Annotated in this window: 20 protein-coding genes and 1 tRNA gene; 12 read left to right on the plus strand and 9 right to left on the minus strand. The window is 57.2% G+C overall.

Annotated elements, in window-relative coordinates; translation table 11 throughout:
* Positions 1-84: 84 nt before the first annotated feature.
* Positions 85-160: transfer RNA gene (locus HFD97_RS13415), tRNA-Trp, on the plus strand.
* Positions 161-277: 117 nt separating this feature from the next.
* Here the strand turns inward: HFD97_RS13415 and hdfR are convergent.
* Complete coding sequence (gene hdfR, locus HFD97_RS13420; protein WP_167432150.1) at positions 278-1,111, minus strand: HTH-type transcriptional regulator HdfR; 834 nt, start codon at positions 1,109-1,111, stop codon at positions 278-280.
* Between the two features lie 120 nt (positions 1,112-1,231).
* On the opposite strand from hdfR, the gene HFD97_RS13425 reads away from it, so the two are divergent.
* On the plus strand, positions 1,232-1,570 hold the full coding sequence (locus HFD97_RS13425) for a DUF413 domain-containing protein (protein WP_009087989.1): 339 nt from the start codon (positions 1,232-1,234) through the stop codon (positions 1,568-1,570).
* 24 nt (positions 1,571-1,594) lie between these two features.
* On the opposite strand, the gene HFD97_RS13430 is transcribed toward HFD97_RS13425, so the two are convergent.
* Positions 1,595-3,115 carry a YifB family Mg chelatase-like AAA ATPase gene (locus HFD97_RS13430; protein WP_167432149.1) on the minus strand — a complete coding sequence of 507 codons (1,521 nt, stop codon included), beginning with the start codon at positions 3,113-3,115 and terminating at the stop codon, positions 1,595-1,597.
* 330 nt (positions 3,116-3,445) lie between these two features.
* Here HFD97_RS13430 and ilvL point away from each other — a divergent pair, with 330 nt between their 5' ends.
* From ilvL to ilvA, 6 genes are all read left to right on the plus strand, one after another.
* Positions 3,446-3,544 carry an ilv operon leader peptide gene (ilvL, locus tag HFD97_RS13435; RefSeq protein ID WP_072101316.1) on the plus strand — a complete coding sequence of 33 codons (99 nt, stop codon included), beginning with the start codon at positions 3,446-3,448 and terminating at the stop codon, positions 3,542-3,544.
* A 150-nt stretch (positions 3,545-3,694) separates the two neighbouring features.
* Positions 3,695-5,341 carry an acetolactate synthase 2 catalytic subunit gene (ilvG, locus tag HFD97_RS13440; RefSeq protein WP_009087987.1) on the plus strand — a complete coding sequence of 549 codons (1,647 nt, stop codon included), beginning with the start codon at positions 3,695-3,697 and terminating at the stop codon, positions 5,339-5,341.
* Positions 5,338-5,595 (plus strand): acetolactate synthase 2 small subunit, encoded by a 258-nt coding sequence (gene ilvM, locus HFD97_RS13445; protein ID WP_008926359.1) that lies wholly within the window; start codon positions 5,338-5,340, stop codon positions 5,593-5,595. Before ilvG ends, ilvM begins: the two co-directional genes overlap by 4 nt.
* 18 nt (positions 5,596-5,613) lie before the next feature.
* Positions 5,614-6,543 (plus strand): branched-chain amino acid transaminase, encoded by a 930-nt coding sequence (locus HFD97_RS13450; protein ID WP_009087986.1) that lies wholly within the window; start codon positions 5,614-5,616, stop codon positions 6,541-6,543.
* Between the two features lie 62 nt (positions 6,544-6,605).
* Positions 6,606-8,456 (plus strand): dihydroxy-acid dehydratase, encoded by a 1,851-nt coding sequence (ilvD, locus tag HFD97_RS13455; protein WP_009087985.1) that lies wholly within the window; start codon positions 6,606-6,608, stop codon positions 8,454-8,456.
* 2 nt (positions 8,457-8,458) lie between these two features.
* On the plus strand, positions 8,459-10,006 hold the full coding sequence (gene ilvA / locus HFD97_RS13460; protein ID WP_111207821.1) for a threonine ammonia-lyase, biosynthetic: 1,548 nt from the start codon (positions 8,459-8,461) through the stop codon (positions 10,004-10,006).
* Here ilvA and ilvY read toward each other — a convergent pair whose 3' ends face one another.
* Positions 10,007-10,888, minus strand: a complete 882-nt coding sequence (gene ilvY / locus HFD97_RS13465; RefSeq protein WP_009087982.1) for an HTH-type transcriptional activator IlvY — start codon at positions 10,886-10,888, stop codon at positions 10,007-10,009. It abuts the gene before it with no gap.
* A gap of 161 nt (positions 10,889-11,049) precedes the next feature.
* Here ilvY and ilvC point away from each other — a divergent pair, with 161 nt between their 5' ends.
* On the plus strand, positions 11,050-12,525 hold the full coding sequence (gene ilvC, locus HFD97_RS13470; protein ID WP_046100812.1) for a ketol-acid reductoisomerase: 1,476 nt from the start codon (positions 11,050-11,052) through the stop codon (positions 12,523-12,525).
* A 650-nt stretch (positions 12,526-13,175) separates the two neighbouring features.
* Here the strand turns inward: ilvC and HFD97_RS13475 are convergent.
* The 3 genes from HFD97_RS13475 to HFD97_RS13485 form a co-directional block, all read right to left on the minus strand.
* A complete protein-coding gene (locus tag HFD97_RS13475) occupies positions 13,176-14,507 on the minus strand; it encodes an MFS transporter (RefSeq protein WP_167432148.1) in 1,332 nt (443 codons plus the stop codon).
* Between the two features lie 272 nt (positions 14,508-14,779).
* Positions 14,780-15,799 carry an inner membrane protein YhjD gene (yhjD, locus tag HFD97_RS13480; protein WP_009087977.1) on the minus strand — a complete coding sequence of 340 codons (1,020 nt, stop codon included), beginning with the start codon at positions 15,797-15,799 and terminating at the stop codon, positions 14,780-14,782.
* Between the two features lie 45 nt (positions 15,800-15,844).
* The gene (locus tag HFD97_RS13485; protein WP_009087975.1) at positions 15,845-16,744 is read right to left on the minus strand and encodes a LysR family transcriptional regulator; all 900 of its coding nucleotides are present in this window, start codon (positions 16,742-16,744) and stop codon (positions 15,845-15,847) included.
* A 115-nt stretch (positions 16,745-16,859) separates the two neighbouring features.
* Here HFD97_RS13485 and HFD97_RS13490 point away from each other — a divergent pair, with 115 nt between their 5' ends.
* Positions 16,860-17,618, plus strand: coding sequence for an SDR family NAD(P)-dependent oxidoreductase (locus tag HFD97_RS13490; protein WP_009087973.1), 759 nt, complete (start codon positions 16,860-16,862; stop codon positions 17,616-17,618).
* A gap of 37 nt (positions 17,619-17,655) precedes the next feature.
* On the opposite strand, the gene HFD97_RS13495 is transcribed toward HFD97_RS13490, so the two are convergent.
* A complete protein-coding gene (locus HFD97_RS13495; RefSeq protein ID WP_167432147.1) occupies positions 17,656-18,504 on the minus strand; it encodes a PhzF family phenazine biosynthesis protein in 849 nt (282 codons plus the stop codon).
* A 108-nt stretch (positions 18,505-18,612) separates the two neighbouring features.
* Here HFD97_RS13495 and HFD97_RS13500 point away from each other — a divergent pair, with 108 nt between their 5' ends.
* Positions 18,613-19,236, plus strand: a complete 624-nt coding sequence (locus HFD97_RS13500; RefSeq protein ID WP_009087970.1) for a glutathione S-transferase family protein — start codon at positions 18,613-18,615, stop codon at positions 19,234-19,236.
* On the opposite strand, the gene HFD97_RS13505 is transcribed toward HFD97_RS13500, so the two are convergent.
* The gene (locus tag HFD97_RS13505) at positions 19,203-20,690 is read right to left on the minus strand and encodes a PLP-dependent aminotransferase family protein (protein ID WP_167432146.1); all 1,488 of its coding nucleotides are present in this window, start codon (positions 20,688-20,690) and stop codon (positions 19,203-19,205) included. The genes HFD97_RS13500 and HFD97_RS13505 overlap by 34 nt on opposite strands.
* A gap of 134 nt (positions 20,691-20,824) precedes the next feature.
* Between HFD97_RS13505 and HFD97_RS13510 the strand changes: the two genes are divergently transcribed.
* On the plus strand, positions 20,825-21,412 hold the full coding sequence (locus HFD97_RS13510; RefSeq protein WP_009087966.1) for a LysE family translocator: 588 nt from the start codon (positions 20,825-20,827) through the stop codon (positions 21,410-21,412).
* On the opposite strand, the gene HFD97_RS13515 is transcribed toward HFD97_RS13510, so the two are convergent.
* Positions 21,409-23,793, minus strand: a complete 2,385-nt coding sequence (locus HFD97_RS13515; protein ID WP_111207825.1) for a phosphoketolase — start codon at positions 23,791-23,793, stop codon at positions 21,409-21,411. The two genes, HFD97_RS13510 and HFD97_RS13515, sit on opposite strands and share 4 nt — an antisense overlap.
* Positions 23,794-24,079: the final 286 nt, after the last annotated feature.

A 24,079-nucleotide genomic window follows, 5' to 3' on the forward strand; every position in this document is an offset into this window, starting at 1 on the left:
GAGCGGTAGTTCAGTTGGTTAGAATACCTGCCTGTCACGCAGGGGGTCGCGGGTTCGAGCCCCGTCCGTTCCGCCACCCTATTTAGGGGCGTAGTTCAATTGGTAGAGCACCGGTCTCCAAAACCGGGTGTTGGGGGTTCGAGTCCCTCCGCCCCTGCCAGAAAACGATCCTTTGCTTCGGCAAAGGATTTTTTTTTGCTTATAAAAAGCAAAAAAGAAAAACCAGCTAAATCTAACTGGTCTCTGCTCTCTTCTTTCTGCACGCCTGCCTGCTATTTCAGCTGTTTTGCCTGACCAGAATCGGGAATTTAAGCAGCTGACGGATATGCGCTTGCTGATCGCTGTTCTGCAACCAGACCGCATAAAGCGGACGAACGGCGACCGGTGCGTCCGGCATCACCATCAGTTCACTGTATAAGCTTTGCCAGAAGTCTGGCAGAAACGCGCATGCACCCGTAGTGCAGAGCAGTTCACGGGTGACATGTGCCGATGTCGTGGTCAGCACCGGTACATCATCAGCGCCAGAAAGGTAACTCTGATGCTGATGGAAATCGGCTCCCCACTCCAGCTTGATGTAATCATACTTTTCGCGCTTTTCACTCTGGCGGGCACAGAACAGTGCCAGCGAAATATGGCCAATCTGCTGGCTGGTTAATTCATCCATCTTAGGCGCTTCAGTGGTAATCAACAGATCCAGCTGACGCTCATGAAGCTGCTTAACCAGCAAATGCCGCTGCGCCACGCGTGCTTCTAAATGCAGGCTCTCACGATTCTCATACAGCGTCTGAAGCCAGGGCGTCAGATAGGCCTCCCAGAGCGATGCGCTGGCACCTATCGAGAGCTCATGGTGCTGCTCAGTATGAGAAACCTCCTTCTTCGCCATTATCCAGGTGCTCATCAGGCTTTCCGCATAAGGAAGCAGTCGCTCCCCGGCGGCAGTCAGACGTATGTTGTTGCGATGCCGGGTAAAAAGGTTAACGCCGAGCTGATTCTCCAACTGACGGATGCGAAAACTGACAGCAGATTGCGTAAGGTAAAGGGCTTCAGCAGCACGCCCGAAATGACGTGTTCTGCTCACTTCAAGGAAAGTTTTCAGTAATTCCGTATCCACAACGCGCTCCCAAAAATTGTTTGTCGTATAGATTTAAATGTTTTGTTTTACACTCTGTCAAGCCTATCTAATACTCCGCGCCATTAACAGCACGGCATTAGAGAATCAGGAGCGTGTAACATGGCGGAAAGCTTCTTAACAGAGAATCGTTTCTTTGATAACAAACATTACCCGCGTGGTTTCTCACGCCACGGTGACTTTACTATTAAAGAAGCCCAGCTTCTGGAACGCCACGGTTTCGCCTTTAATGAGCTGGATTTATCGAAGCGTGAGCCTGCAACAGAAGAAGAACGTTTGTTTATCGAAGTGTGTCGTGGCGTGCGTGAGCCGCAGACGGAAGCTGAGCGTGTATGGTCAAAGTATATGACCCGCATCAAGCGTCCTAAGCGTTTTCACACGCTGTCTGGCGGTAAGCCGCAGATGGACACCGTTGAAGACTACAGCGACAGCGACGATTAACAGAAAGGGGCGAGAGCCCCTTTTTTATTGCAGGCTGTTATGCAGATGGATCATTAATCGATCAATCGCGCGATAGCTGACCGCCTCCTGCAGATGGAGGCGGGTAATCTCTTTCTCTCCGGCCAGATCGGCCACGGTGCGCGCCACTTTTAAAATTCGCTGCCAGGCTCGCACAGATAACCCCAGTTTCTCCAGCACAGACTCCAGCCATTCGGCATCCTCTTTTTCAGGCTGGCACCAGCGCAGGATTTCCGCATTATTCAGATGCGCGTTAATTTTACCTGCGCGCGCGAGCTGGATCGCTCGCGCCGCAACGACCCGCAGACGAACCTGCTCAGAGCTTTCTGCGGCCGGTCGCTGGCCACTGAGCATGCCACCGGGCAACAGCGGCACCTCCAGTGAAAGATCAAAGCGATCCAGAAACGGCCCTGATAACTTACTGAGATAACGCAGGATCTGCTGAGGCGAGCAGCGATTGTGCTGTCCCTGATAATGCCCGGTTGGCCCGGGATTCATGGCAGCAATCAGCTGAAACCGTGCCGGGAACGTGACCTTTGCCCGGGCTCGCGAAATGGCGATGATGCCTGACTCCAGTGGCTCACGCAGTGAATCCAGCACCCTGCGGTCAAATTCCGGTAATTCATCCAGAAACAGCACGCCATTATGCGCCAGGGAGATCTCTCCGGGCCGCGGCAGTGACCCTCCGCCAATCAGAGCATAGAGAGACGCGCTGTGATGAGGCGACCTGAAAGGCCGGCTGCGCCACTGTCGGTGCAGGGCAGTGCTGTTTACCAGGCTGGCTATCGCCGCACACTCCAGCGCTTCCTGGTCGCTTAAGGCGGGCATGATGCCAGGCAGACGGGTTGCGAGCATCGTTTTGCCGGTGCCAGGCGGCCCAATCAGTAACAGGTTATGCCCGCCCGCCGCGGTGATCTCCAGTGCTCTGCGCCCCTGCTGCTGACCGATGATATCCGCGAGATCGTCACCAGGCGTGGCATGCTGATGCTCAGGGTAGGGAGCCGGTGATAATGTCAGCGCATTACGGAGAAAAGCGCAGACCTCACTGAGGTGAGCGGCGACCAGTGACGCTCCCTCACGAATCAGCCCGGCGTCACGCTGATTTTCAGCGGAGAGAACCAGCTGTCGTCCAGCCTGAAGAGCCATCATTGCCGCAGGAATTGCCCCCTGAACGGCACATAGCGCGCCATCCAGCGCCAGTTCACCCAGAAACTCAAAGTGCATCAGCTTATCCGCAGGAAGCTGCTCTGAGGCGACCAGAATGGCAATTGCCATGGGCAGGTCATAGCGCCCGCCCTCTTTGGGTAAATCCGCTGGTGCCAGATTGATGGTGACCCGTCTGGCCGGGAAGGTAAAACCGCTGTTAATAATGGCGCTGCGAACCCGCTCACGCGCCTCTTTGACCGTGGTTTCAGGCAGACCCACCAGCGTCAGTGCAGGCAGGCCATTACTGATGTGAGCCTCAATGGTCACCAGCGGCGCTTCCACGCCTAATGCTGCGCGGGTCAGAACTTTAGACAATGACATACTCACTCCTTGTTGCCATCAGTCTGATCAGCACCCAAAAGGAAAGCGAGTACGCCTTCTGACGATTCCGACGCACTGCACAAGAAATTGAAGTCACTTTCACTGACTCTCATCGTGCTGCGAAACTGCACGTAAATTCAGCAGAACATCATTACGTCAGTAAAGTGATGAATATTTATCATCTTGTAATTATTACTTGTATTACAAATCGATAGGACGGGATTTAATCTCCCGCGCTAAAAAAAACCTGCAAAAAAAGTTGTGTTATGGCCCCTGACTATGATAACTCTGTAGGCATTACTTCGAACACGTAAAAGAATTGAACAACACATGAAAGCCCTTCTACAAGTGATTAGCCTGGTCGTGATTAGCGTGGTGGTGGTTATTAACCTACCGTGCGGGGCAACGCTTGGAGAAAGAAAGGCTTAAAAATCAAGCCTCGAATCCGAAAAAACCCCCGCACCGAAAGGTCCGGGGGTTTTTTTTCGACCCGGGGAAATATCAGTAAATCTGCAAGGAACAAACAATGAACAGTAGCATAAAATTCTGTTGTTCCCGTCAGGACACAGGAGAATAGCGATGACAGGTGCTCAGTGGGTAGTTCAGGCTTTACGCGCGCAGGGTGTTGATACCGTATTTGGTTACCCGGGCGGCGCCATCATGCCGGTATACGACGCGCTATACGATGGCGGCGTAGAACACCTACTGTGCCGTCATGAGCAGGGGGCGGTTATGGCCGCGATTGGCTATGCGCGCTCCACCGGCAAAACCGGTGTCTGTATTGCCACCTCCGGCCCTGGCGCTACCAACCTGATCACCGGTCTGGCTGATGCCATGATGGACTCCGTGCCGATCGTTGCGGTAACCGGTCAGGTCTCGTCTGCGTTTATCGGTACTGACGCTTTCCAGGAGATCGACGTGCTGGGGCTGTCCCTGGCCTGCACCAAACATAGCTTCCTGGTTGAGTCGCTGGATGAGCTGCCCGCTATCATGGCTGAGGCTTTTGCCATGGCGCAGTCAGGGCGTCCGGGTCCGGTACTGGTTGATATTCCCAAAGATATTCAGATTGCGCAGGGTGAACCCGCACCGCATCTGGTTTCGGTTGAGGAGGAAGAGTCGCTGCCGCATCATGCTATCCGCGAGGCGCGGGCAATAATGACCCAGGCCAGAAAACCGATGCTCTATGTTGGCGGAGGCGTGGGCATGGCGCAGGCGGTTCCGGCACTGCGTGCATTCGCAGCAGAAACCGGCATCCCTGCCGTTGCGACCCTGAAAGGTCTGGGCAGCGTCGATGCGCAGAGCGAGGTTTATCTGGGCATGCTGGGGATGCACGGCACCAAAGCCGCTAACTATGCTGTTCAGGCGTGTGACCTGCTGATTGCGGTCGGTGCCCGTTTTGACGATCGGGTGACCGGCAAGCTGGATACCTTCGCGCCGCACGCCAGCGTGATTCATCTCGACATCGACCCCGCAGAGTTAAATAAGTTACGTCGCGCGCACGTCTCACTGCAGGGCGATCTCAACGCGCTGCTGCCCGCGCTGAGTCAGCCTTTGCACATCGACGCCTGGCGCGACGAGGTGAAGGCACTCAAGGCCAGTCATGCCTGGCGCTACGATCATCCAGGCGAGGCAATCTATGCACCGCTGCTGCTGAAGCAGCTCTCCGAGCGCAAACCGGACAGCGCGGTGGTCACCACCGATGTCGGACAGCACCAGATGTGGACGGCCCAGCATATGGCCTTCAGCGCGCCGGAGAACTTCATCACCTCCAGCGGCTTAGGCACGATGGGCTTTGGTTTGCCTGCCGCCATCGGTGCACAGGTCGCCCGTCCGGAAGATACGGTGATCTGCGTCTCGGGCGACGGCTCAATCATGATGAATATTCAGGAGCTGGGCACCATTAAGCGCGGAAAGCTGCCGGTCAAAATCGTGCTGCTGGATAACCAGCGTCTGGGCATGGTACGTCAGTGGCAGCAGCTCTTCTTCGACGGTCGCTACAGCGAAACCAATCTCTCTGACAATCCCGACTTCCTCACGCTGGCCAGCGCTTTCAATATTCCCGGCCAGCGCATTACCCGTAAAGATCAGGTCGACGCCGCACTTGATGCTCTGCTGAACAGCGAAGGTCCTTACTTCCTGCATGTTGCAATTGATGAGCATGAAAACGTCTGGCCACTGGTACCGCCGGGTGCCAGCAATGCAAACATGATGGAGAAAACCGTATGAACCAGCATCAATTGTCTATCGAAGCCCGCTTCCGCCCTGAAATATTGGAGCGCATTTTACGCGTCGTGCGCCACCGCGGTTTTCAGGTCTGTTCTATGAACATGGCCTCAGTCGCCAACGCGGAAAACATTAATATTGAAATGACCGTTGCCAGCCAGCGCTCCGTCGATTTACTGTCTTCGCAGTTAAGTAAATTGATTGACGTTGCATGCGTTCAGATTCAACAACAGACAACACAACAAATCCGCGCCTAGCCGCGAGAGGGAATAACAATGAGCACGAAGAAAGCAGACTTTATTTGGTTCAATGGCGAGATGGTTAAGTGGGAAGAGGCGAAGGTCAGCGTCATGTCCCACGCGTTGCACTATGGCACGTCGGTGTTTGAAGGCGTCCGCTGCTACGACTCTCACAAAGGACCGGTTGTGTTCCGCCACCGTGAACACATGCAACGTCTGCACGACTCCGCCAAAATCTACCGTTTCCCGATTAAAAGCAGCGTTGATGAGCTGATGGAAGCTTGCCGCGAAGTCATCCGCGTGAACAAACTGAAAAGTGCTTATATCCGTCCGCTGGCCTTCGTGGGCGATGTGGGCCTGGGCGTGAACCCGCCAGATGGCTTTACCACCGACGTGATCATTGCAGCCTTCCCGTGGGGCGCGTACCTGGGTGCGGAAGCTCTGGAAAACGGCATTGATGCTATGGTCTCCTCCTGGAGCCGTGTGGCGCCGAATACCCTGCCAACTGCCGCAAAAGCGGGCGGTAACTACCTCTCCTCACTGCTGGTGGGCAGCGAAGCCCGTCGTCATGGCTATCAGGAAGGTATCGCGCTGGATACCAATGGCCTGATCTCAGAAGGTGCGGGCGAAAACCTGTTTGAAGTGAAAGATGGCGTGCTCTTTACCCCGCCATTCACCTCTTCCGCTCTGCCGGGCATCACCCGCGATGCCATCATCACCCTGGCGCGTGATATGGGCATTGAAGTGCGCGAGCAGACCCTGTCGCGTGAATCCCTCTATCTGGCTGATGAAGTGTTTATGTCTGGTACCGCTGCAGAAATTACCCCGGTGCGCAGCGTTGACCGTATTCAGGTGGGCGAAGGCAAATGTGGCCCGGTGACCAAACGCATCCAGCAGGCCTTCTTTGGTCTGTTTACCGGCGAAACCGAAGACAAATGGGGCTGGTTAGATCCGGTTAATCCATAATCAGATACAGCGCGGACGTCATCTGACGTCCGCGAGCTTTTTCTTACTGGAGTAAATAGAGCATGCCTAAGTACCGTTCCGCCACCACCACCCACGGCCGTAATATGGCGGGTGCCCGTGCCTTATGGCGCGCGACAGGAATGACCGATGACGATTTCGGTAAGCCGATTATCGCTGTGGTTAACTCATTCACCCAATTTGTCCCGGGCCACGTTCACCTGCGTGACCTTGGTAAACTGGTCGCCGAACAGATCGAAGCATCAGGCGGTGTGGCTAAAGAGTTCAACACGATCGCGGTGGATGACGGTATTGCCATGGGTCATGGCGGCATGCTGTATTCACTGCCTTCGCGTGAACTGATTGCTGACTCGGTCGAGTACATGGTGAACGCACACTGCGCCGACGCCATGGTCTGTATCTCCAACTGCGACAAAATCACGCCGGGGATGCTGATGGCGTCACTGCGCCTCAATATCCCGGTGATCTTCGTTTCAGGCGGACCGATGGAAGCCGGTAAAACCAAGCTTTCTGACCAGATCATCAAACTGGATCTGGTGGATGCGATGATTCAGGGTGCCAACCCGAACGTCAGCGACGCCGACAGTGAGCAGATCGAACGCTCTGCCTGTCCGACCTGCGGCTCCTGCTCAGGCATGTTTACCGCGAACTCAATGAACTGCCTGACCGAAGCACTCGGCCTGTCGCAGCCAGGCAACGGCTCCCTGCTGGCCACTCACGCCGATCGTAAAGAGCTGTTCATCAACGCCGGTAAGCGCATCGTCAGCCTGACCAAACGTTACTATGAACAGGATGACGTCAACGTGCTGCCGCGGAGCATCGCCAACAAGGCCGCTTTCGAAAACGCCATGACGCTGGATATCGCCATGGGTGGTTCCACTAATACCGTACTGCACCTGCTGGCAGCCGCGCAGGAAGGCGATATCGACTTCAATATCTCTGACATCGATCGCCTGTCACGCAAAGTCCCTCAGCTCTGTAAAGTCGCGCCAAGTACCCCGAAATACCACATGGAAGATGTGCATCGCGCGGGTGGTGTCTACGCGATTCTCGGCGAGCTGGATCGCGCAGGTCTGTTCGACAGCAGCGCCCGAAATATCCTGCAGCAGACGATGCGTGAAACGCTGGATCAGTACGACATCATGCTGACCAGCGATCAGGCGGTAAAAGAGATGTTCCGTGCCGGTCCGGCAGGCATCCGTACCACCCAGGCATTCTCGCAGAGCTGCCGCTGGGACACGCTGGATGATGACCGTGCTGAAGGCTGTATCCGTACCCGCGAAAACGCCTATTCGCAGGATGGTGGTCTGGCCGTACTCTACGGCAACATCGCAGAAGATGGCTGTATCGTTAAAACCGCAGGCGTAGACAAAGAGATCCTGACCTTCACCGGCCCGGCTAAAGTCTACGAAAGTCAGGATGATGCTGTTGAAGCGATCCTGGGCGGCAAAGTGGTGGCCGGCGACGTGGTCGTGATCCGCTACGAAGGGCCAAAAGGCGGGCCGGGTATGCAGGAGATGCTCTATCCGACCACCTATCTGAAATCGATGGGACTGGGCAAAAGCTGCGCCCTGATCACCGACGGTCGTTTCTCTGGTGGCACCTCTGGTCTCTCTATCGGTCATGCCTCACCTGAAGCGGCAAACGGCGGCACCATTGCGCTGGTGAAAGATGGCGACACCATTGAGATCGACATCCCGAACCGCGGCATCAGACTTGCCGTGCCGGATAACGAACTGCACGCCCGCCGCGAAGAGCAGCAGGCACGTGGCGATGCGGCCTATACGCCGATCAATCGTCAGCGTGAAGTCTCGTTCGCGCTGCGTGCTTACGCCTCACTTGCGACCAGTGCTGATAAAGGCGCTGTCCGCGATAAGAGCAAGCTGGGAGGCTGACCATGGCCGAGTCTCAACCGCTACCCGACGCACCCTGCGGCGCCGAGTATTTGCGCGCGGTGTTGCGTTCACCGGTGTACGAAGTCGCACAGGTAACGCCGCTGCAGAAGATGGAAAAAATCTCATCGCGTCTTGGCAACACCATTCTGGTGAAGCGGGAAGATCGCCAGCCGGTGCACAGCTTCAAGCTGCGCGGTGCTTACGCGATGATTGCCGGCCTGAACGAAGAGCAGAAAGCGCGCGGCGTGGTAACGGCCTCCGCCGGTAACCATGCACAGGGCGTGGCGCTCTCCGCCAGCAAGCTGGGCATTAAGTCACTGATCGTAATGCCGCTGGCGACAGCCGATATCAAGGTGGATGCGGTGCGCGCGTTTGGCGGTGAGGCTTACCTGTTTGGTGCCAACTTTGATGAGGCAAAAGCCAAAGCGATCGAACTGTCGGAACAGCGCGGCTACACCTTCGTGCCACCGTTTGACCATCCGGCAGTGATTGCCGGACAGGGCACGCTGGCGATGGAGCTGCTGCAACAGGATGCGCATCTGGATCGGGTCTTTGTCCCGGTTGGCGGGGGCGGTCTGGCAGCCGGTGTGGCGGTGCTGATTAAACAGCTGATGCCGCAAATCAAAGTGATTGCGGTGGAGTCAGAAGATTCAGCCTGTCTGAAGGCGGCGCTGGAGGCAGGTCATCCGGTCGATCTGCCCCGCGTCGGGCTGTTTGCCGAAGGCGTGGCGGTGAAGCGTATCGGCAGCGAGACCTTCCGCCTGTGCAAAGCGTATCTTGACGACATCATCACCGTCGACAGCGATGCCATCTGCGCAGCAATGAAGGATCTGTTCGAAGATGTCCGTGCCGTGGCGGAGCCTTCCGGGGCGCTGGCGCTGGCGGGCATGAAGAAATATATCCAGCAGCATGAGATCAAAGGCGAACGGCTGGCGCATGTCTTATCCGGGGCCAACGTCAATTTTCACGGCCTGCGATATGTCTCTGAGCGCTGCGAGCTGGGCGAACAGCGAGAGGCGCTGCTGGCTGTGACCATCCCGGAACAGCAGGGGAGCTTTTTACGCTTCTGCCAGACGCTGGGCGGGCGTGCCATCACGGAGTTCAACTACCGCTATGCTGACGCAGATAAAGCCTGCATCTTTGTTGGTGTCAGGCTGACCCGTGGCGTCGAGGAGCGCAGCGAGATTATCAGCGAACTGACCCACGGCGGCTATCAGGTGGTCGATCTCTCTGATGATGAGATGGCAAAGCTGCACGTGCGTTACATGGTGGGCGGACGACCTTCCAAACCGCTGCGTGAACGGCTTTTCAGCTTTGAATTTCCGGAAGCACCCGGCGCGTTGCTGAAGTTTCTGCAGACGCTTGGCACGCACTGGAATATCTCGCTGTTTCACTACCGCAGCCACGGCACTGATTATGGCCGCGTGCTGGCGGCCTTTGAACTGGGCAGCGATGAGCCGCGTTTCGAAGAGCATCTCACCGATCTGGGCTATGACTTTCATGATGAAAGCCAGAACCCGGCGTTCCGCTTCTTCCTGTCAGGCAGCTGATTACAGCTGGCTCCAGAAGGCACTGATCAGCGGCTCACCGAGCCGCTTTTTTTGTACGCAGATGCCGAGTTCAAACGGCGCGACCGATTCAACATTTTCCAGCATCATCACGCGGTTACGCACCGGTTCCGGGCTGTTTTCCAGCACCACATGCGGCAGCAACGCAATGCCACATCCCAGTGCCACCATCGAGACAATCGCTTCATGCCCCGACACCGTGGCGTAAATCAGCGGGTTAGGAATGCGATGGCGGCGGAACCAGAGATCGATACGCCGCCGTGCCGGGCCCTGGTCCGGCAGAATAAACGGAATCTGTGCCCAGTCTGGCTGTGGCTGTGTAGCCTGAGTGCGAACGGCACAGGGTAAGGCGGGCGCAATCAGGACCAGCGGGATCAGCCCCAGTGGCATAAAATCAATGCTGGCTGGCAGCGTTTCAGGGCGTCCGGCAATCGCCAGATCGGCATCACCGGAGTGAACTTTTTCCAGCGCATCTGCGGCATCGCCGGTATTCAGTTTAATTTCCACCTGCGGATGTTCGGCGCGAAAGCGGTCGAGGATGGGCGGCAGATGGCTGTAGGCCGCCGTTACCGAGCAGAACAGCCGCAGCTCGCCACTGAGCGACGGACCATTAAGATCCATGACATGACGCAGTTGCTGATACTGCAGCAGCGTCTGCTGGGCAAACTGACGCAGGCGTTCACCCGCCTCCGTCAGCGTGACGGTACGGTTATCACGCAGAAACAGCGCATGGCCGACATCCTCTTCAAGCCGCTGGATCTGGCGTGACAGCGTGGAAGGGCTGACGTGCATAGCACGCGCGCTGCGCCCGAAGTGGCAGCTTTCTGCCAGATGAAGAAACAGTTTCAGATCCCGTAAATCCATGTGCGCGTCGCCTCTGGGTGGTGTTGCATTTATTGCAATGTGACGTTGTTAATATATCAATTTAAGCAACAGAATTCCTGTCATATGATGGGGTCATTCGCGGCGCTGCATGACACGCCGTTCCTGAACAAAAAAAGCAAACACAACTTACCGGAGTACCCATGGCTAACTATTTCAACACACTGAATCTGCGCAATCAGCTGGCGCAATTAGGCAAATGTCGTTTCATGGCGCGCGATGAGTTCGCAGATGGTGCGAGTTTCCTGAAGGGCAAAAAAGTCGTTATCGTTGGCTGTGGCGCACAGGGCCTGAACCAGGGTCTGAACATGCGTGATTCCGGTCTGGATGTCGCCTATGCACTGCGTGCTGAAGCGATTGCTGAGAAACGCCCTTCATGGCGCAAAGCGACCGATAACGGTTTCAAAGTGGGAACCTACGAAGAGCTGATCCCGCAGGCGGACCTGGTGGTAAACCTGACGCCAGACAAACAGCACTCTGCGGTGGTTCAGGCTGTTCAGCCGCTGATGAAAGATGGCGCTGCGCTGGGCTACTCACACGGCTTCAACATCGTTGAAGTGGGCGAGAGCATTCGTAAAGATATCACCGTCGTCATGGTGGCACCGAAGTGTCCGGGTACAGAAGTGCGTGAAGAGTATAAGCGTGGCTTCGGTGTTCCGACCCTGATCGCCGTTCACCCGGAAAATGATCCAAAAGGCGAAGGCATGGCGATTGCTAAAGCCTGGGCAGCCGCAACCGGTGGCGATCGTGCTGGCGTGCTGGAATCCTCTTTCGTGGCAGAAGTCAAATCTGACCTGATGGGTGAGCAGACCATTCTGTGTGGCATGCTGCAGGCGGGTTCACTGCTCTGCTTCGACAAGCTGGTGGCGGAAGGTCATGACGCGGCTTACACCGAAAAACTGATTCAGTTCGGCTGGGAAACCATCACCGAATCGCTGAAGTTCGGCGGCATCACCCTGATGATGGATCGCCTCTCTAATCCGGCAAAAATCCGTGCATACGCGCTGTCTGAGCAGCTGAAAACCATCATGGCTCCGCTGTTCCAGAAGCACATGGATGACATCATCTCAGGTGAATTCTCTTCCGGTATGATGGCCGACTGGGCGAACGACGACAAAAACCTGCTCACCTGGCGTGAAGAGACCGGTAAAACTGCGTTCGAAAATGCGCCGCAGTTTGAAGGTAAGATCGACGAGCAGGAGTACTACGACAAAGGTGTCGTTATGGTCGCCATGGTCAAAGCGGGCGTGGAGCTGGCGTTTGAAACCATGGTTGATGCGGGCATCATCGAAGAGTCTGCTTACTATGAATCCCTGCACGAGCTGCCGCTGATTGCTAACACCATTGCCCGTAAGCGTCTGTACGAAATGAACGTGGTTATCTCGGATACCGCCGAATATGGTAACTACCTGTTCTCCTTCGCGGCTGTACCGCTGCTGAAAGAGTTCATGACCACGCTGCAGCCAGGCGACCTGGGTAAAGCCATTGAGGGAACGCAGGTAGACAACGCGCAACTGCGTGACGTCAACGAAGCGGTTCGCCAGCATCCGATTGAAATCGTGGGCCGCAAACTGCGTGGCTACATGACCGACATGAAGCGTATCGCTGTCGCAGGCTGATAAGCGGCACCCCCGTTTTCAGCAAAACAAACCCCGGCTTGCCGGGGTTTTTTGTTTGTGAACACTGCCTGAGAAGTTCGCTGGTGGAACGGTGCCTGCACTGCCTGCTTCGCTATGAGACCGAGCCTGCACAGGCAATACGGTCAGAGCGGAAAGGCGCTTAAGCCAATCCCTGGCCGCTCGGCCCGCGCGATTACGCACCTCATCCCTGAGGTGCGCCCGTAAACGGGCCAACGCTTTGCGTTGTTCAAAAACGCTCCCGGCGTTTTTATCCGGGCGGCGGGACGCTTTCCTCTTCTGCCCGTGTTCCCTGTGCCCTTAAGCTTCTGCATTGCTGCCAGAATAACCCTGCCCATTAGCACGATGCAGGATCTTCAAACAGACAGCCAATCAACTTAAAGCGATGGGAGCATACGCCTGTAGCCAAAGCATAGCGGGCCAGGGATGGCCCGCGCTGAGCCCGCCAGGGATAGCGTCTTTTGCGTCTTTGCGAAAGGCGTATGCTCCCTGAGCCTGTCGGCTAACCTCAAGGCGACACTTTAACCCCTGCGGAGTAAATGTATGCTCCCTGAACCGCCCTTTATTTACTAAACCCAACCCATAAAAAAACCCGGCATCTGCCGGGTTTTACTGACTTTCATCCCACCGGACTACACGTCATACAGCGTCTGGTGACGCGTCTCTTTACAGGCGAGCAACGCAATCAGTGTCAGCACCGCCATCGACGCAAGATAGAACCCTACCGCCTGTAAGCCATAAGTGGCATTCAGCCAGGTCGCGATGTAAGGCGCAACCGAGGCACCCAGAATCGAGGAGAGATTGTAGGAGAACGAGGCACCGGTATAACGCACTTCGGTCGGAAACAGCTCCGGCAGCAGTGCGCCCATCGGGCCAAACGTCAGCCCCATAATGCTCAGACCCAGCAGCAGGAACGCCATCACCAGCGCCTGTGAACCCGAACCGAGCATCGCCGGGAACAGGAACGAAAACGCGATAATCATCAGCGTGATGGTAATCATGGTCTTGCGACGACCAAAGCGATCCGCCAGCACGCCTGCAATCGGCACCATCACGCCAAAGCCAATGACTGCCAGCATCAGCATCCACAGCATACTGTTACGCGGAATGCCCAGACCCGCTGGCGCTGGCGTGGTGCCGTAACTCATTGAATAGACCGTCATGATATAGAACAGCGTATAGGTCGCCAGCATGATAAAGGTGCCGAGAATGGTGGCAGTCAGGTGCCTGCTCAGCAGCGCCGCAATCGGTACCCGAACCTGCTTCTGCTCTTTCTGCACTTTGGCAAACACCGGACTTTCATGCAGCGAAACGCGCACATAGAGGCCAATCAGCACCAGTACGGCAGAGAGAATGAAGGGAACGCGCCAGCCCCACTGCATAAACTGCTCGTCAGTCAGCAGCCACGAGAGCAGCAGAAAGGTGCCGTTAGCAAAGAAAAAGCCGATCGGCGCGCCCAGCTGCGGGAAGGAGCCATAGAGCGCACGCTTCTTCGCCGGAGCATTTTCCGTTGCCAGCAGTGCTGCGCCACCCCATTCGCCGCCCAGGCCCAGCCCCTGACCAAAACGCGCCAGCGCCAGCAGCAGCGGCGCCATCACACCAATGGTTTCATAGCCTGGCAGCAGGCCAATCACCACGGTGGAGATCCCCATGGTCAGCAGCGAGGCAACCAGGGTGGCCTTACGGCCTACGCGGTCGCCAAAGTGACCAAACAGGGCAGAGCCAATCGGACGCGCAATAAAGGCGATAGCGAAGGTGGCGAGCGACTGTAGCGTGGCGACGGTGGCATCACCCTGCGGGAAGAAAATATGGGGAAAAACAATCACCGCAGCCGTGGCATAAATATAAAAGTCGAAGAATTCGATGGCCGTGCCGACCAGTGAGGCTATCACCACTTTACTGCGTGAGTTAACCGGTGCGGGGTCCTGCTGTTTGTCGAGTGTGTCTGAGAGGGAGGCTTGCATAACTGTTTCTTATTTGTAAATACAGACAAAGAATCTTACGCACCTGACTGAGCGCATTCAATGGCGAAAACCCGCGCCGCGCCTGGCTTCAGCGGGCAAAAAGAGGATAATTTCTGTGGTGCGGCGAATGCCGGGTGATACCGGGGTAAACCGGACGATATCTGGCGGGATACTCTGTGAAAGGGCTAAATAAAAGTGACCCCTCAGCTATTCATCCTGTTATCTGAATAAAAAATAGCCGAGGGGAGGTGTTTTCCGCTGTTGTTAACAGATCAGGACGTTTTGCGTCGTGCTGCGCTGCCCGCTTCAGGCATCTGCGGATCGTCTTTATATTTAGCTGTGGCGATCCATGCCGCACAGAACAGCGTCAGACGGGCGAAGAAGTAGAAGAACGCCATCAGGCCGAGCACGGAACCAAAGGCCGCTCCTGAAGGGGAGGTTGCCAGCTTTGGCAGGGTCAGCGTCATGACAAACTTGATCACCTCAAAACCGATGGCCGCCAGCAGCGTCCCGCGGAACAGCGCCTTCTTGCGTGGCTTATGTCGTGGCAGGATCCAGAAAATCCAGAGAAACAGCAGGTAGTTAGCCAGCACAGAAATCGAGGTGGCGATAATGGTCATCGCAGGCCGCAGCCAGTCGATGCCATCCAGCCCCAGGGCGCTCACGATGGTCGCCTGGGCAGACCCCGCCACTGAGGTCAGCGAAAGCGTAATGATCAGGGCCAGCATCAGGCCGGTCAGCGACAGGAAATCGCGGATGTAGCGTTTCCAGATCTTCTCCTGGTCATCAGGATTGCGTTCCCAGACGTCGCGCGACTGGGCGCGAATGGCTTCCCGCAGATTCCCCATCCAGTTCAGACCGGAATAGAGCGCCAGCAGTAAACCGGAGATCCCCACCGTGGCGCGCTGCTGAATGGCGGTATTCACCGTATTCTTCAGCGTGGTCGCCAGCGTCGGGTCGCTGATGCTGCTGACGATTTTATTGATGATATCGGTCAGCAGATCCGGATTGGAGGCGAGTACAAAACCGACGGCGGCAAACGACACCATCAGAATCGGGATCAGCGATAAAAATGAGAAATAGGTAATGGCCGCACCAAACTGGCTGCCGAGCCGGTCGTTAAAGCGCTCAAGGGCACGGATAAAATGCGCCACCGCCGGAATGGCCTGAAACCAGGCGGCAAAACGCGACACGCGGACAATCGACTGGTCCACGGTCTGATTGCCGGTTTTAATGTCGATAAGCGGTTTCTCTGGCTGTGTATCCTGCGAATGTTCCTGCTTGTCTGTCATAGACCTTCACTGTCCTGTTTGTCATTAAAATCAGAGTATAGTCGCTCAGGTGACGTACTCCTGCAGCACCTGACTCAGCCACTCCATAAAAACCCGCACGCGACGCGCCACATTGCGCCGGTGTGGATAGAGCAGGTGGATCGGCATGGGCCTGGCGGGGAAGCGATGCAGCACCTCGACCAGCTCGCCATTTTCCAGCAGGGGCTGAATGCCGGCCGCCGGCACCTGAATAATGCCTAATCCTGCCAGACAGGCGGCGCGATAGGTTTCGGTGCTGTTCACGGTCACCGCGCCGCCGGTGTGAACATAGTGGCACTGCCTGCCATCAAAATATTCAAAACCCGGTGCGGCCTGGCCCAGCTGCTGGCTGTAGTGGACCATCGCATGCTGCGACAGCTCCTCCAGCCGGACCGGCATCCCGAAACGCGAAAGGTAGCCAGGGCTGGCGCAGTTGATCAAGGTGTGGGTGCCAATTTTTCGCGCGATCAGTCCCGAATCCTTCAGCTCGCCGACCCGGATAACACAGTCAAAGCCTTCCCGGATCACATCCACCTGACGGTCACTGCTGCTCAGTTCAATCTCTACGCCAGGGTAGTGCTGCAAAAATTCCGGCAGGCGGGGAAGGATAAAACCGGTCGCCATCGCGACGGACATATCGACCCGCAGCTTGCCGCTGAGCGTGGCGGGATCGTGCTGGAACAGACTGTCCATATCGTCGATCATCGACAGAAGGTCCAGACAGCGATCGTAATAGACCAGTCCATCCTGAGTCAGTTGCACCCGGCGCGTGGTGCGATGCAGCAAACGGGTTGCCATTTGATTCTCCAGCGCCTGTATCTGCCGCGATACGCTGCCTTTAGGCACACCTAAACTTTCTGCCGCGCGGGTAAAACTGCCCATTTCGGCCACCCGCACAAAAACCTGCATTGCGTGAATTTTGTCCATGTTGTTCACCGATTGTTGTTTTTATTGAAACAGTGATGCGCTTTTTACACTGTTTATAGATCAATAATTCGCGAATATCCTTAACACGTGTTCAACTTTTCAACAGGTGTGAGAGATGAATCAGAAAGTTGCGTTAATTACCGGTGCAAATCGCGGTTTAGGCCGTAACGGCGCGTTAAAACTGGCTGCCAGAGGCACCGATATCATTCTGACCTACCGCACTCATGCCGAGGAGGCGCAGGCGGTTGTCAAAGAGATTGAGGCGATGGGACGGCGTGCAGTGGCGCTGGCGCTGGATGTCGGCGACACCGGTCAGTTTGATCGCTTTGTCGGGCAGGTGAAAGAGGCCCTGCAGCAGCAGTGGCAGCGGGATCGCTTTGACTATTTAGTGAACAACGCCGGGCACGGTCACTATAAGCCGTTTACCGATACCACGGAGGCGGAATTTGACGCTCTGGTGAATGTCCATTTCAAGGGGCCCTACTTTCTGACCCAGAAGCTGCTCCCGCTGATCAACGACGGAGGGCGCATCCTGAACATCTCCAGCGGTCTGACCCGGCTGGTCTATCCGGGCTCTGCGACCTATGCATCGATGAAAGGGGCGATGGAGGTGCTGACCCGCTATCAGGCGAAGGAGCTGGGGGCGCGCCGGATTCGGGTCAATATTCTGGCACCCGGGGCGATAGAAACGGACTTCGGCGGAGGCCGGGTGCGTGACACCCGGGAGATTAACGATCAGATTGCTGCACTGACGGCGCTGGGCCGGGTGGGATTACCGGATGACATCGGCGATGCCATCAGCGCGATTCTCAGTGATGAAACCGGCTGGATCACCGCGCAACGTATCGAAGCCTCAGGCGGGCAGGGCATTTAACCCCCGGCGGCATCGCGGCCCGCCGATGCCGCCAGCCTTACAGCGCGATTGTGCCGTCGATGACGGTGATGGTATGGCCGCCAATCCAGATCGTGCCACTATCGAAGGTCACGTTTACCCGACCGGCACGCTGCAGCGCCGTGCCCTGACGCACACGATAGCCCGTGGTCTGTCCCGCCATGGCAAAGTAACGCGCCAGACAGGCGTTGGCACTGCCCGTCACCGGATCTTCGGTCAGGCTGCCATTCTCGACCAGCAGGGCGCGTACTTCATACTGCTCCTCTTCTCCCTGCGGCAGGCGGCCAAACACCATTATCCCCGATACGTCCGCCTGTTTAAGCAGACGATCGAGTTCGCTGACGCTGGGCTGTAGCGCCAGCACCGCGTCGGCGCTGGTCATCGGCACCAGCAGCCAGCGGATACCCATATCAACCACCGTCGGGCTTTGCGTCAGATCGAAAGCCTCGCTGTTTAACGCTTTCGCCATCAGCGCATCCTGCCAGGGTGTCAGCGTGGCAGCCGGGGCGGCAAACGCTAATTCACCCGTCTCATTAATCTTCACCGTGACGTTACCGACGCCGCACTCCTGCACAATCTCGCCGGGTGTGCGGGTTGGCCAGCCGGCCTCCAGCAGGGCGTGCGCCGTACCCAGCGTGGGATGACCGGCAAACGGCAGCTCGCCTTCAACGGTAAAAATGCGCACCCGATAGTCGGCTTCCGCATGCTCAGGCGGCAGCACAAAGGTGGTCTCCGACAGGTTAGTCCAGCGGGCAATGGCGGCCAGCTGGCTGTCGCTTAACCCCTGCGCATCCATAATGACCGCCAGCGGATTGCCGTTAAAGGCTGATGAGGTAAACACATCGACTTGCTTAAACGCGACCTGCATGGTGACTCCTTGCTGAGGGTGTTCAGGGTGGCCTTTTCTCTGCCAGATGATTGCTTATAACAGCTAACAGCGTTATCAATAAGTTAAAGATTCTACCGGAGACTCTGCATGCTAACGATCCTGGGACGCGCCTCCTCAATCAACGTGCGCAAAGTATTATGGCTGTGTGACGAGCTGGATCTGGATTACCAGCGCGAAGAGTGGGGCGACGGTTTCCGCTCCACGCATCTGCCGGAGTTCATGGCACTCAATCCGAATGCGATGGTGCCGGTGCTGAAAGATGATGACTTGGTCATCTGGGAATCTAACGCCATCCTGCGCTATCTGGCGAATGCCTATGGCGGCGAGTGGCTTTATCCGCCTAATCCGCAGGCGCGTGCACCGGTCGATCAGTGGATGGACTGGCAGGCCACAGAACTGAATACCTCCTGGCGCTACGCTTTCATGTCGCTGGTAAGAAACTCTCCGGCTCATCAGGATCCGCGCCTGCTGGCAGCGGCCTGCAAAGGCTGGGCGCACACCATGAGCATCCTTAATCAGCAGCTGGAAAAAACCGGTCGCTACGTTGCCGGACGCAATTTCACCCTGGCCGACATTCCGATTGGTCTGGCGGTAAACCGCTGGTTTGAGACGCCGCTTGAGCATCCCGATTATCCGGCGGTTCGCACCTATTACGAGCGCCTGACCGAACGGCGTGGTTACACTGTCTGGGGCCGCAACGGGACGCCCTGAGCCTCGCCAGCCGGGAGTCCTGACAGTTCACAGGCAATCTCTCCGGCGCGCTGAATCGCCCGGCTATAGCGCGCATCAAACGGATAACAGCAGGAGAGACGCAGCGCATGGTTGTAACGCTCGCTCAGGGAATAGAGCCCGCCAGGCGTGACGCAGATCTGCTCCTGCAGCAGCCGGTCAAACATCTCCGTGGTCTTCACGTTGCCGGGTAACTCGACCCAGAAGACGAATCCTCCGCGCGGCAGCGTGGCGCGGGTGCCCTGCGGGAAGTAACGGGCGATCAGTCCCCGCGCCTCATCCAGATTGGCTGCGTAGCGACGGCGCAGGGTGCGCAGGTGGTGATCGTAACCGCCGGACGCAAGAAACTCCGCCAGTGTTTCTGACAACAGGGCCGATTCAGCCATCGACGAAACCGCTTTGAGCCGGGCAATCGCGTCGTGAAAACGACCGGCAGCGGTCCAGCCAATCCGGAAGTCGGGTGCCACGGTTTTGGTGAAGCTGGTGCAGTAGATCACCCAGCCATCGCAATCAAATGCTTTCACAGCGGGCGAGAGGGGCCAGTCGAATTGCAACTCGTCATACAGTCCATCCTCGATCAGCGGGACGTGGTAAGTATTCACTAACTTTGCCAGCCGCTTCTTGTTTGCCAGTGACATACCGCAGCCCAGCGGGTTCTGCACACCGGGCATGGCAATCAGTGCCTTGATGCGCTGCTCCTGCAGCAGCATCTCCAGCGCATCCAGTGACAGGCCATTCTGCGGATCGGTGGGGATTTCCAGCGCTTTAAGGCCCAGCGACGCCAGCAGTGGAAACAGGAAGAAGTAGGTCGGCGACTCCAGCCCGACACAGTCGCCGGGCTGCGTGACCGCACGTAATGCCAGCTGCAGGGCTTCCATGCAGCCGTGGGTCAGGGTGATCTCATCGGCGGTCAGCCGCTGTCCGGCGTGCAGCGCCCGGCGCGCAATCTCTTCCCGTAAGCGCTCACTACCGGGCGGAAGCGCATAGCGCCCGATCAGATTGGGATGACGGCGCAGCAGTGAAGCCGTGATCCGGGCGATGCGGGTCGCAGGGAAAAGTTCACTGTCCTGCGGGCAGGCCAGCGAGATATTGACGTAGTCGGGATGGTTCTGTGCGGCAAACACCTTATCAATCAGGTCGAGTTTACCGCTGCCGGGGTCGCGTACCCGAGTCTTATGCTCACCGTGACGGGTCACGGCGGGCAGCACGCCGCGCACGTAGTAGCCCGACTGCGGCCGGGCCTCAATCAGACCGCGATCTTCCAGCAGCTGCCAGGCATTCAGCACCGTATTCACACTGACCTGATGGGACTGAGCGACACGCCGGATCGCTGGCAGGCGTTTGCCAGGTTTCAGCGTGCCCTGGTGGATAGCCTCAGCGAAGCTGTCCGCCAGCTGCTGATAAAGACGCTGATCGGAAGAGGGAGCAAGGGACACAGTAGCCTCCGGATTGGATGGGTACAATTGCTGCAAACGTAAACTGTAACCATCACAATAGTGATTTTGTGTCACTGTTACCATTCATTTCCGCGCCGTAGCATAGAGCACTGTCCACTTTCAGGAGCGCCACTATGCTTGATCCCTCTTTCTTCAGTTACGTCACCGTCATGTCGATTACGCCAGGCCCGAACAATCTGTTGCTGGCGACCTCCGGGGTCAATTTTGGCATGCGGCGCACCCTGCCGATGATGTTCGGCATTCTACTGGGCTGTGCGGTGCAAACGGTGATTGCCGGAATGGCGCTGGAGGTGCTGCTGCACTGGATGTCGGCGATTCGCCTGCCGTTGACGCTGGCAGGCTGCACCTATCTGTTGTGGCTCTCCTGGAAGATATTTCGTGCTGACGCCCCCGAAACGCGCACCCGGCCGCAGCCGATGACGCTGCTGGGTGGCGCCTGTTTCCAGGCGATTAACCCCAAAGCCTGGCTGATGGCCAGCAACGTTGCACTGCTCTACAGCGCCAGCAGCGGCGTCGTCACGGTGATGATCTGCTTCATGCTGCTCAATCTGCCCTGCATCCTGATCTGGGCTGCGCTGGGCGACCGCCTGCGCAGCCATCTGCAGATTGCCTGGAAGCGCCAGCTGTTTAACAGCCTGATGGCGCTGTCGCTGGTGGCGACCACCGTCTGGATGGTGACCGACGCGCTGCAGGCCGCTTAGTCAGGCGCGCCTGGTGCAGTGGCGGATGGCCATTTCCAGTTCTGCACCTCCGGCAGATCTTCGCCATGTTCGCGGACATACTGGTGATGCGCGGCCAGACGCTGCTGCAAATCCTCCAGCAGCGCGGGATGAGCATCCGCCAGCCCAGGCACGCGCAGAATCGCCTCCTGCGCCAGATGATAGCGGTCCAGCTCGTTGAGCACCGTCATATCAAATGGCGTGGTGGTGGTGCCCTCTTCATTGAAGCCACGCACGTGGAAGTTGCGATGATTGGTGCGCTGATAGGTCAGGCGATGCACCAGCGTCGGATAGCCGTGGAAGGCAAAAATCACCGGTTTATCCTGCGTAAACAGCGCATCGAATTCCGCGTCGGATTTGCCATGCGGGTGCTGATCCTGCGTCTGCAGCGCCATTAAATCGACCACGTTTACCACCCGAATCCGCAGTTCAGGCAGCATCTCGCGCAGCAGATCGACGGCCGCCAGGGTTTCCATGGTGGGCACATCACCGGCACAGGCCATCACCACATCCGGCTGTGCATTATCGGGCGTGGTGCCTGCCCAGCGCCATTCGCCCATGCCCGCTTCGCAGTGGGTTATGGCACTGGCCATGTCGAGCCACTGCGGCGCAGGCTGTTTGCCCGCCACAATGACATTAATGCGGTCCCAGGTGCGCAGGCAGTGGTCGCCTACCCAGAGCAGCGTATTGGCATCGGGCGGCAGATAGATACGTACGATGTCCGCTTTCTTATTGGCAACGTGATCGATAAAGCCGGGGTCCTGATGGCTGTAGCCATTGTGGTCCTGGCGCCAGACGTGCGAAGAGAGCAGATAGTTGAGTGAGGAGATGGGCTTACGCCAGCCCAGCTTACGCGTGACTTTCAGCCACTTGGCATGCTGGTTAAACATGGAATCGATAATGTGGATAAAGGCTTCATAGCAGTTGAACAGCCCGTGACGGCCGGTCAGGAGATAGCCCTCCAGCCAGCCCTGACACTGATGCTCACTGAGAATTTCCATGACGCGGCCATCGCGCGCCAGCTGCTCGTCGTAGGGCTCTGTTCTTTCCAGCCAGGTGCGGCTGGTCACGTCGAAGACCGGCGTCAGGCGGTTTGAGGCGGTTTCATCCGGGCCAAACAGCCGGAAGTTGTCGCGGTTTCGCTGAAACAGCACGCTGAGGTAGCGTCCCAGATGCTCGGTGGCCTGCGCCATCTGTGAACCCGGTTCGCCGACCTCGCAGGCAAACGCGGCGAGCTCGGGCGTCTCCAGCTCACGGCGCAGCAGGCCGCCATTAGCGTAAGGCGAAGCCCCCATGCGCTTGTCGCCCTCCGGCGCCAGCGCCTGCAGCTCCGGCTTCAGGCGACCCTGTTCATCGAACAGATCATCCGGCTGATAGCTTCGCATCCACGTTTCCAGAATCTGACGATGACCTTCATCTTCACGACAGGCGGCGACCGGCACCTGATGCGCCCGCCAGAAATCCTCTACTTTTTTGCCGTCGACCGTTTTGGGGCCGGTCCAGCCTTTGGGGCTGCGCAGGATAATCATCGGCCAGCGCGGCACATCGGTCGTGGCGTTGCCCTGGCGCGCCTCACGCTGGAAGGCGGTGATTTTTGCCAGAGCATTGTCCAGCGCTTCCGCCATCAGTGGATGCATTTTCTCCGGCTCATGCCCGCTGACAAACAGCGGTTCATAGCCGTAACCGCTGAACAGCTGACGCAGATCTTCATCGCTGCTGCGACCCAGCAGCGTCGGGTTAGCAATCTTGTAGCCGTTGAGATGCAGAATAGGTAACACCGCGCCATCACGTTGCGGATTGAGGAATTTGATGCCGTGCCAGCTGGACGCCAGCGGTCCGGTTTCCGCTTCGCCGTCGCCGATGACGCAGGGCACCACCAGGTCGGGATTATCGAAAGCCGCGCCAAATGCATGAGAGAGCGAATAGCCCAGCTCCCCCCCTTCATGAATTGAGCCGGGCGTCTCCGGGGCCGCGTGGCTGGGAATGCCGCCCGGGAAGGAGAACTGTTTAAACAGGCGCTGCATGCCCGCCGCATCCTGGCTGATGTGCGGATAAATTTCGCTGTAGCTGCCCTCCAGCCAGGTGTTTGCCACCATGCCGGGGCCGCCGTGCCCGGGTCCGCAGATGTAGATCATGTTCAGATTTTGCTGCCGGATAATCCGGTTGAGGTGGGCATAGATAAAATTCAGCCCTGGCGTGGTGCCCCAGTGGCCCAGCAGGCGCGGTTTGATATGTTCCGGCCTGAGTGGCTCGCGCAACAGCGGGTTATCCATCAGGTAGATCTGCCCGACGGAGAGGTAGTTCGCCGCCCGCCAGTAGCGGTCAAGCAGCGTGAATTCCGGTGAAGCAGGGGAGTAAGACATGCCTTTTCCTCCTGAGTGTTCAGCTAAAAGATCTCTTAACCCTAATAGAGAAACCCCAGGACGACCAGGCAACCGGCCAATAAAAAAGGCCAGGGTCCCTATCGATAACGAACCCAGGCCGTGAAAATCGCTTGATATAAACTGTCCGACATGATGACGTCAGTTCATTGAATAAGCGTTTTAAAGATGATTTTTTGATTCAACGCCGGGCAGCTTTATTTGATATAAAGCCTATAATTTATCAGCCCTATCACTATTCCAGTGACCGCTATTTTAATTGCGTTTT

The sequence above is a fragment of the Pantoea sp. EKM103V genome (genome assembly GCF_011800365.1).
GTDB lineage: Bacteria > Pseudomonadota > Gammaproteobacteria > Enterobacterales > Enterobacteriaceae > Pantoea > Pantoea anthophila.

Coding starts and splice junctions, on each gene's coding strand:
- HFD97_RS13450 (WP_009087986.1), top strand. CDS start 5,614: ATGAGCACGAAGAAAGCAGACTTTATTTGGTTCAATGGCGAGATGGTT.
- HFD97_RS13510 (WP_009087966.1), top strand. CDS start 20,825: ATGCTTGATCCCTCTTTCTTCAGTTACGTCACCGTCATGTCGATTACG.
- HFD97_RS13495 (WP_167432147.1), bottom strand. CDS start 18,504: ATGCAGGTCGCGTTTAAGCAAGTCGATGTGTTTACCTCATCAGCCTTT.
- ilvD (WP_009087985.1), top strand. CDS start 6,606: ATGCCTAAGTACCGTTCCGCCACCACCACCCACGGCCGTAATATGGCG.
- HFD97_RS13515 (WP_111207825.1), bottom strand. CDS start 23,793: ATGTCTTACTCCCCTGCTTCACCGGAATTCACGCTGCTTGACCGCTAC.
- ilvC (WP_046100812.1), top strand. CDS start 11,050: ATGGCTAACTATTTCAACACACTGAATCTGCGCAATCAGCTGGCGCAA.
- ilvG (WP_009087987.1), top strand. CDS start 3,695: ATGACAGGTGCTCAGTGGGTAGTTCAGGCTTTACGCGCGCAGGGTGTT.
- HFD97_RS13500 (WP_009087970.1), top strand. CDS start 18,613: ATGCTAACGATCCTGGGACGCGCCTCCTCAATCAACGTGCGCAAAGTA.
- ilvY (WP_009087982.1), bottom strand. CDS start 10,888: ATGGATTTACGGGATCTGAAACTGTTTCTTCATCTGGCAGAAAGCTGC.
- ilvA (WP_111207821.1), top strand. CDS start 8,459: ATGGCCGAGTCTCAACCGCTACCCGACGCACCCTGCGGCGCCGAGTAT.
- ilvL (WP_072101316.1), top strand. CDS start 3,446: ATGAAAGCCCTTCTACAAGTGATTAGCCTGGTCGTGATTAGCGTGGTG.
- HFD97_RS13490 (WP_009087973.1), top strand. CDS start 16,860: ATGAATCAGAAAGTTGCGTTAATTACCGGTGCAAATCGCGGTTTAGGC.
- HFD97_RS13475 (WP_167432148.1), bottom strand. CDS start 14,507: ATGCAAGCCTCCCTCTCAGACACACTCGACAAACAGCAGGACCCCGCA.
- ilvM (WP_008926359.1), top strand. CDS start 5,338: ATGAACCAGCATCAATTGTCTATCGAAGCCCGCTTCCGCCCTGAAATA.
- yhjD (WP_009087977.1), bottom strand. CDS start 15,799: ATGACAGACAAGCAGGAACATTCGCAGGATACACAGCCAGAGAAACCG.
- HFD97_RS13485 (WP_009087975.1), bottom strand. CDS start 16,744: ATGGACAAAATTCACGCAATGCAGGTTTTTGTGCGGGTGGCCGAAATG.
- HFD97_RS13430 (WP_167432149.1), bottom strand. CDS start 3,115: ATGTCATTGTCTAAAGTTCTGACCCGCGCAGCATTAGGCGTGGAAGCG.
- HFD97_RS13425 (WP_009087989.1), top strand. CDS start 1,232: ATGGCGGAAAGCTTCTTAACAGAGAATCGTTTCTTTGATAACAAACAT.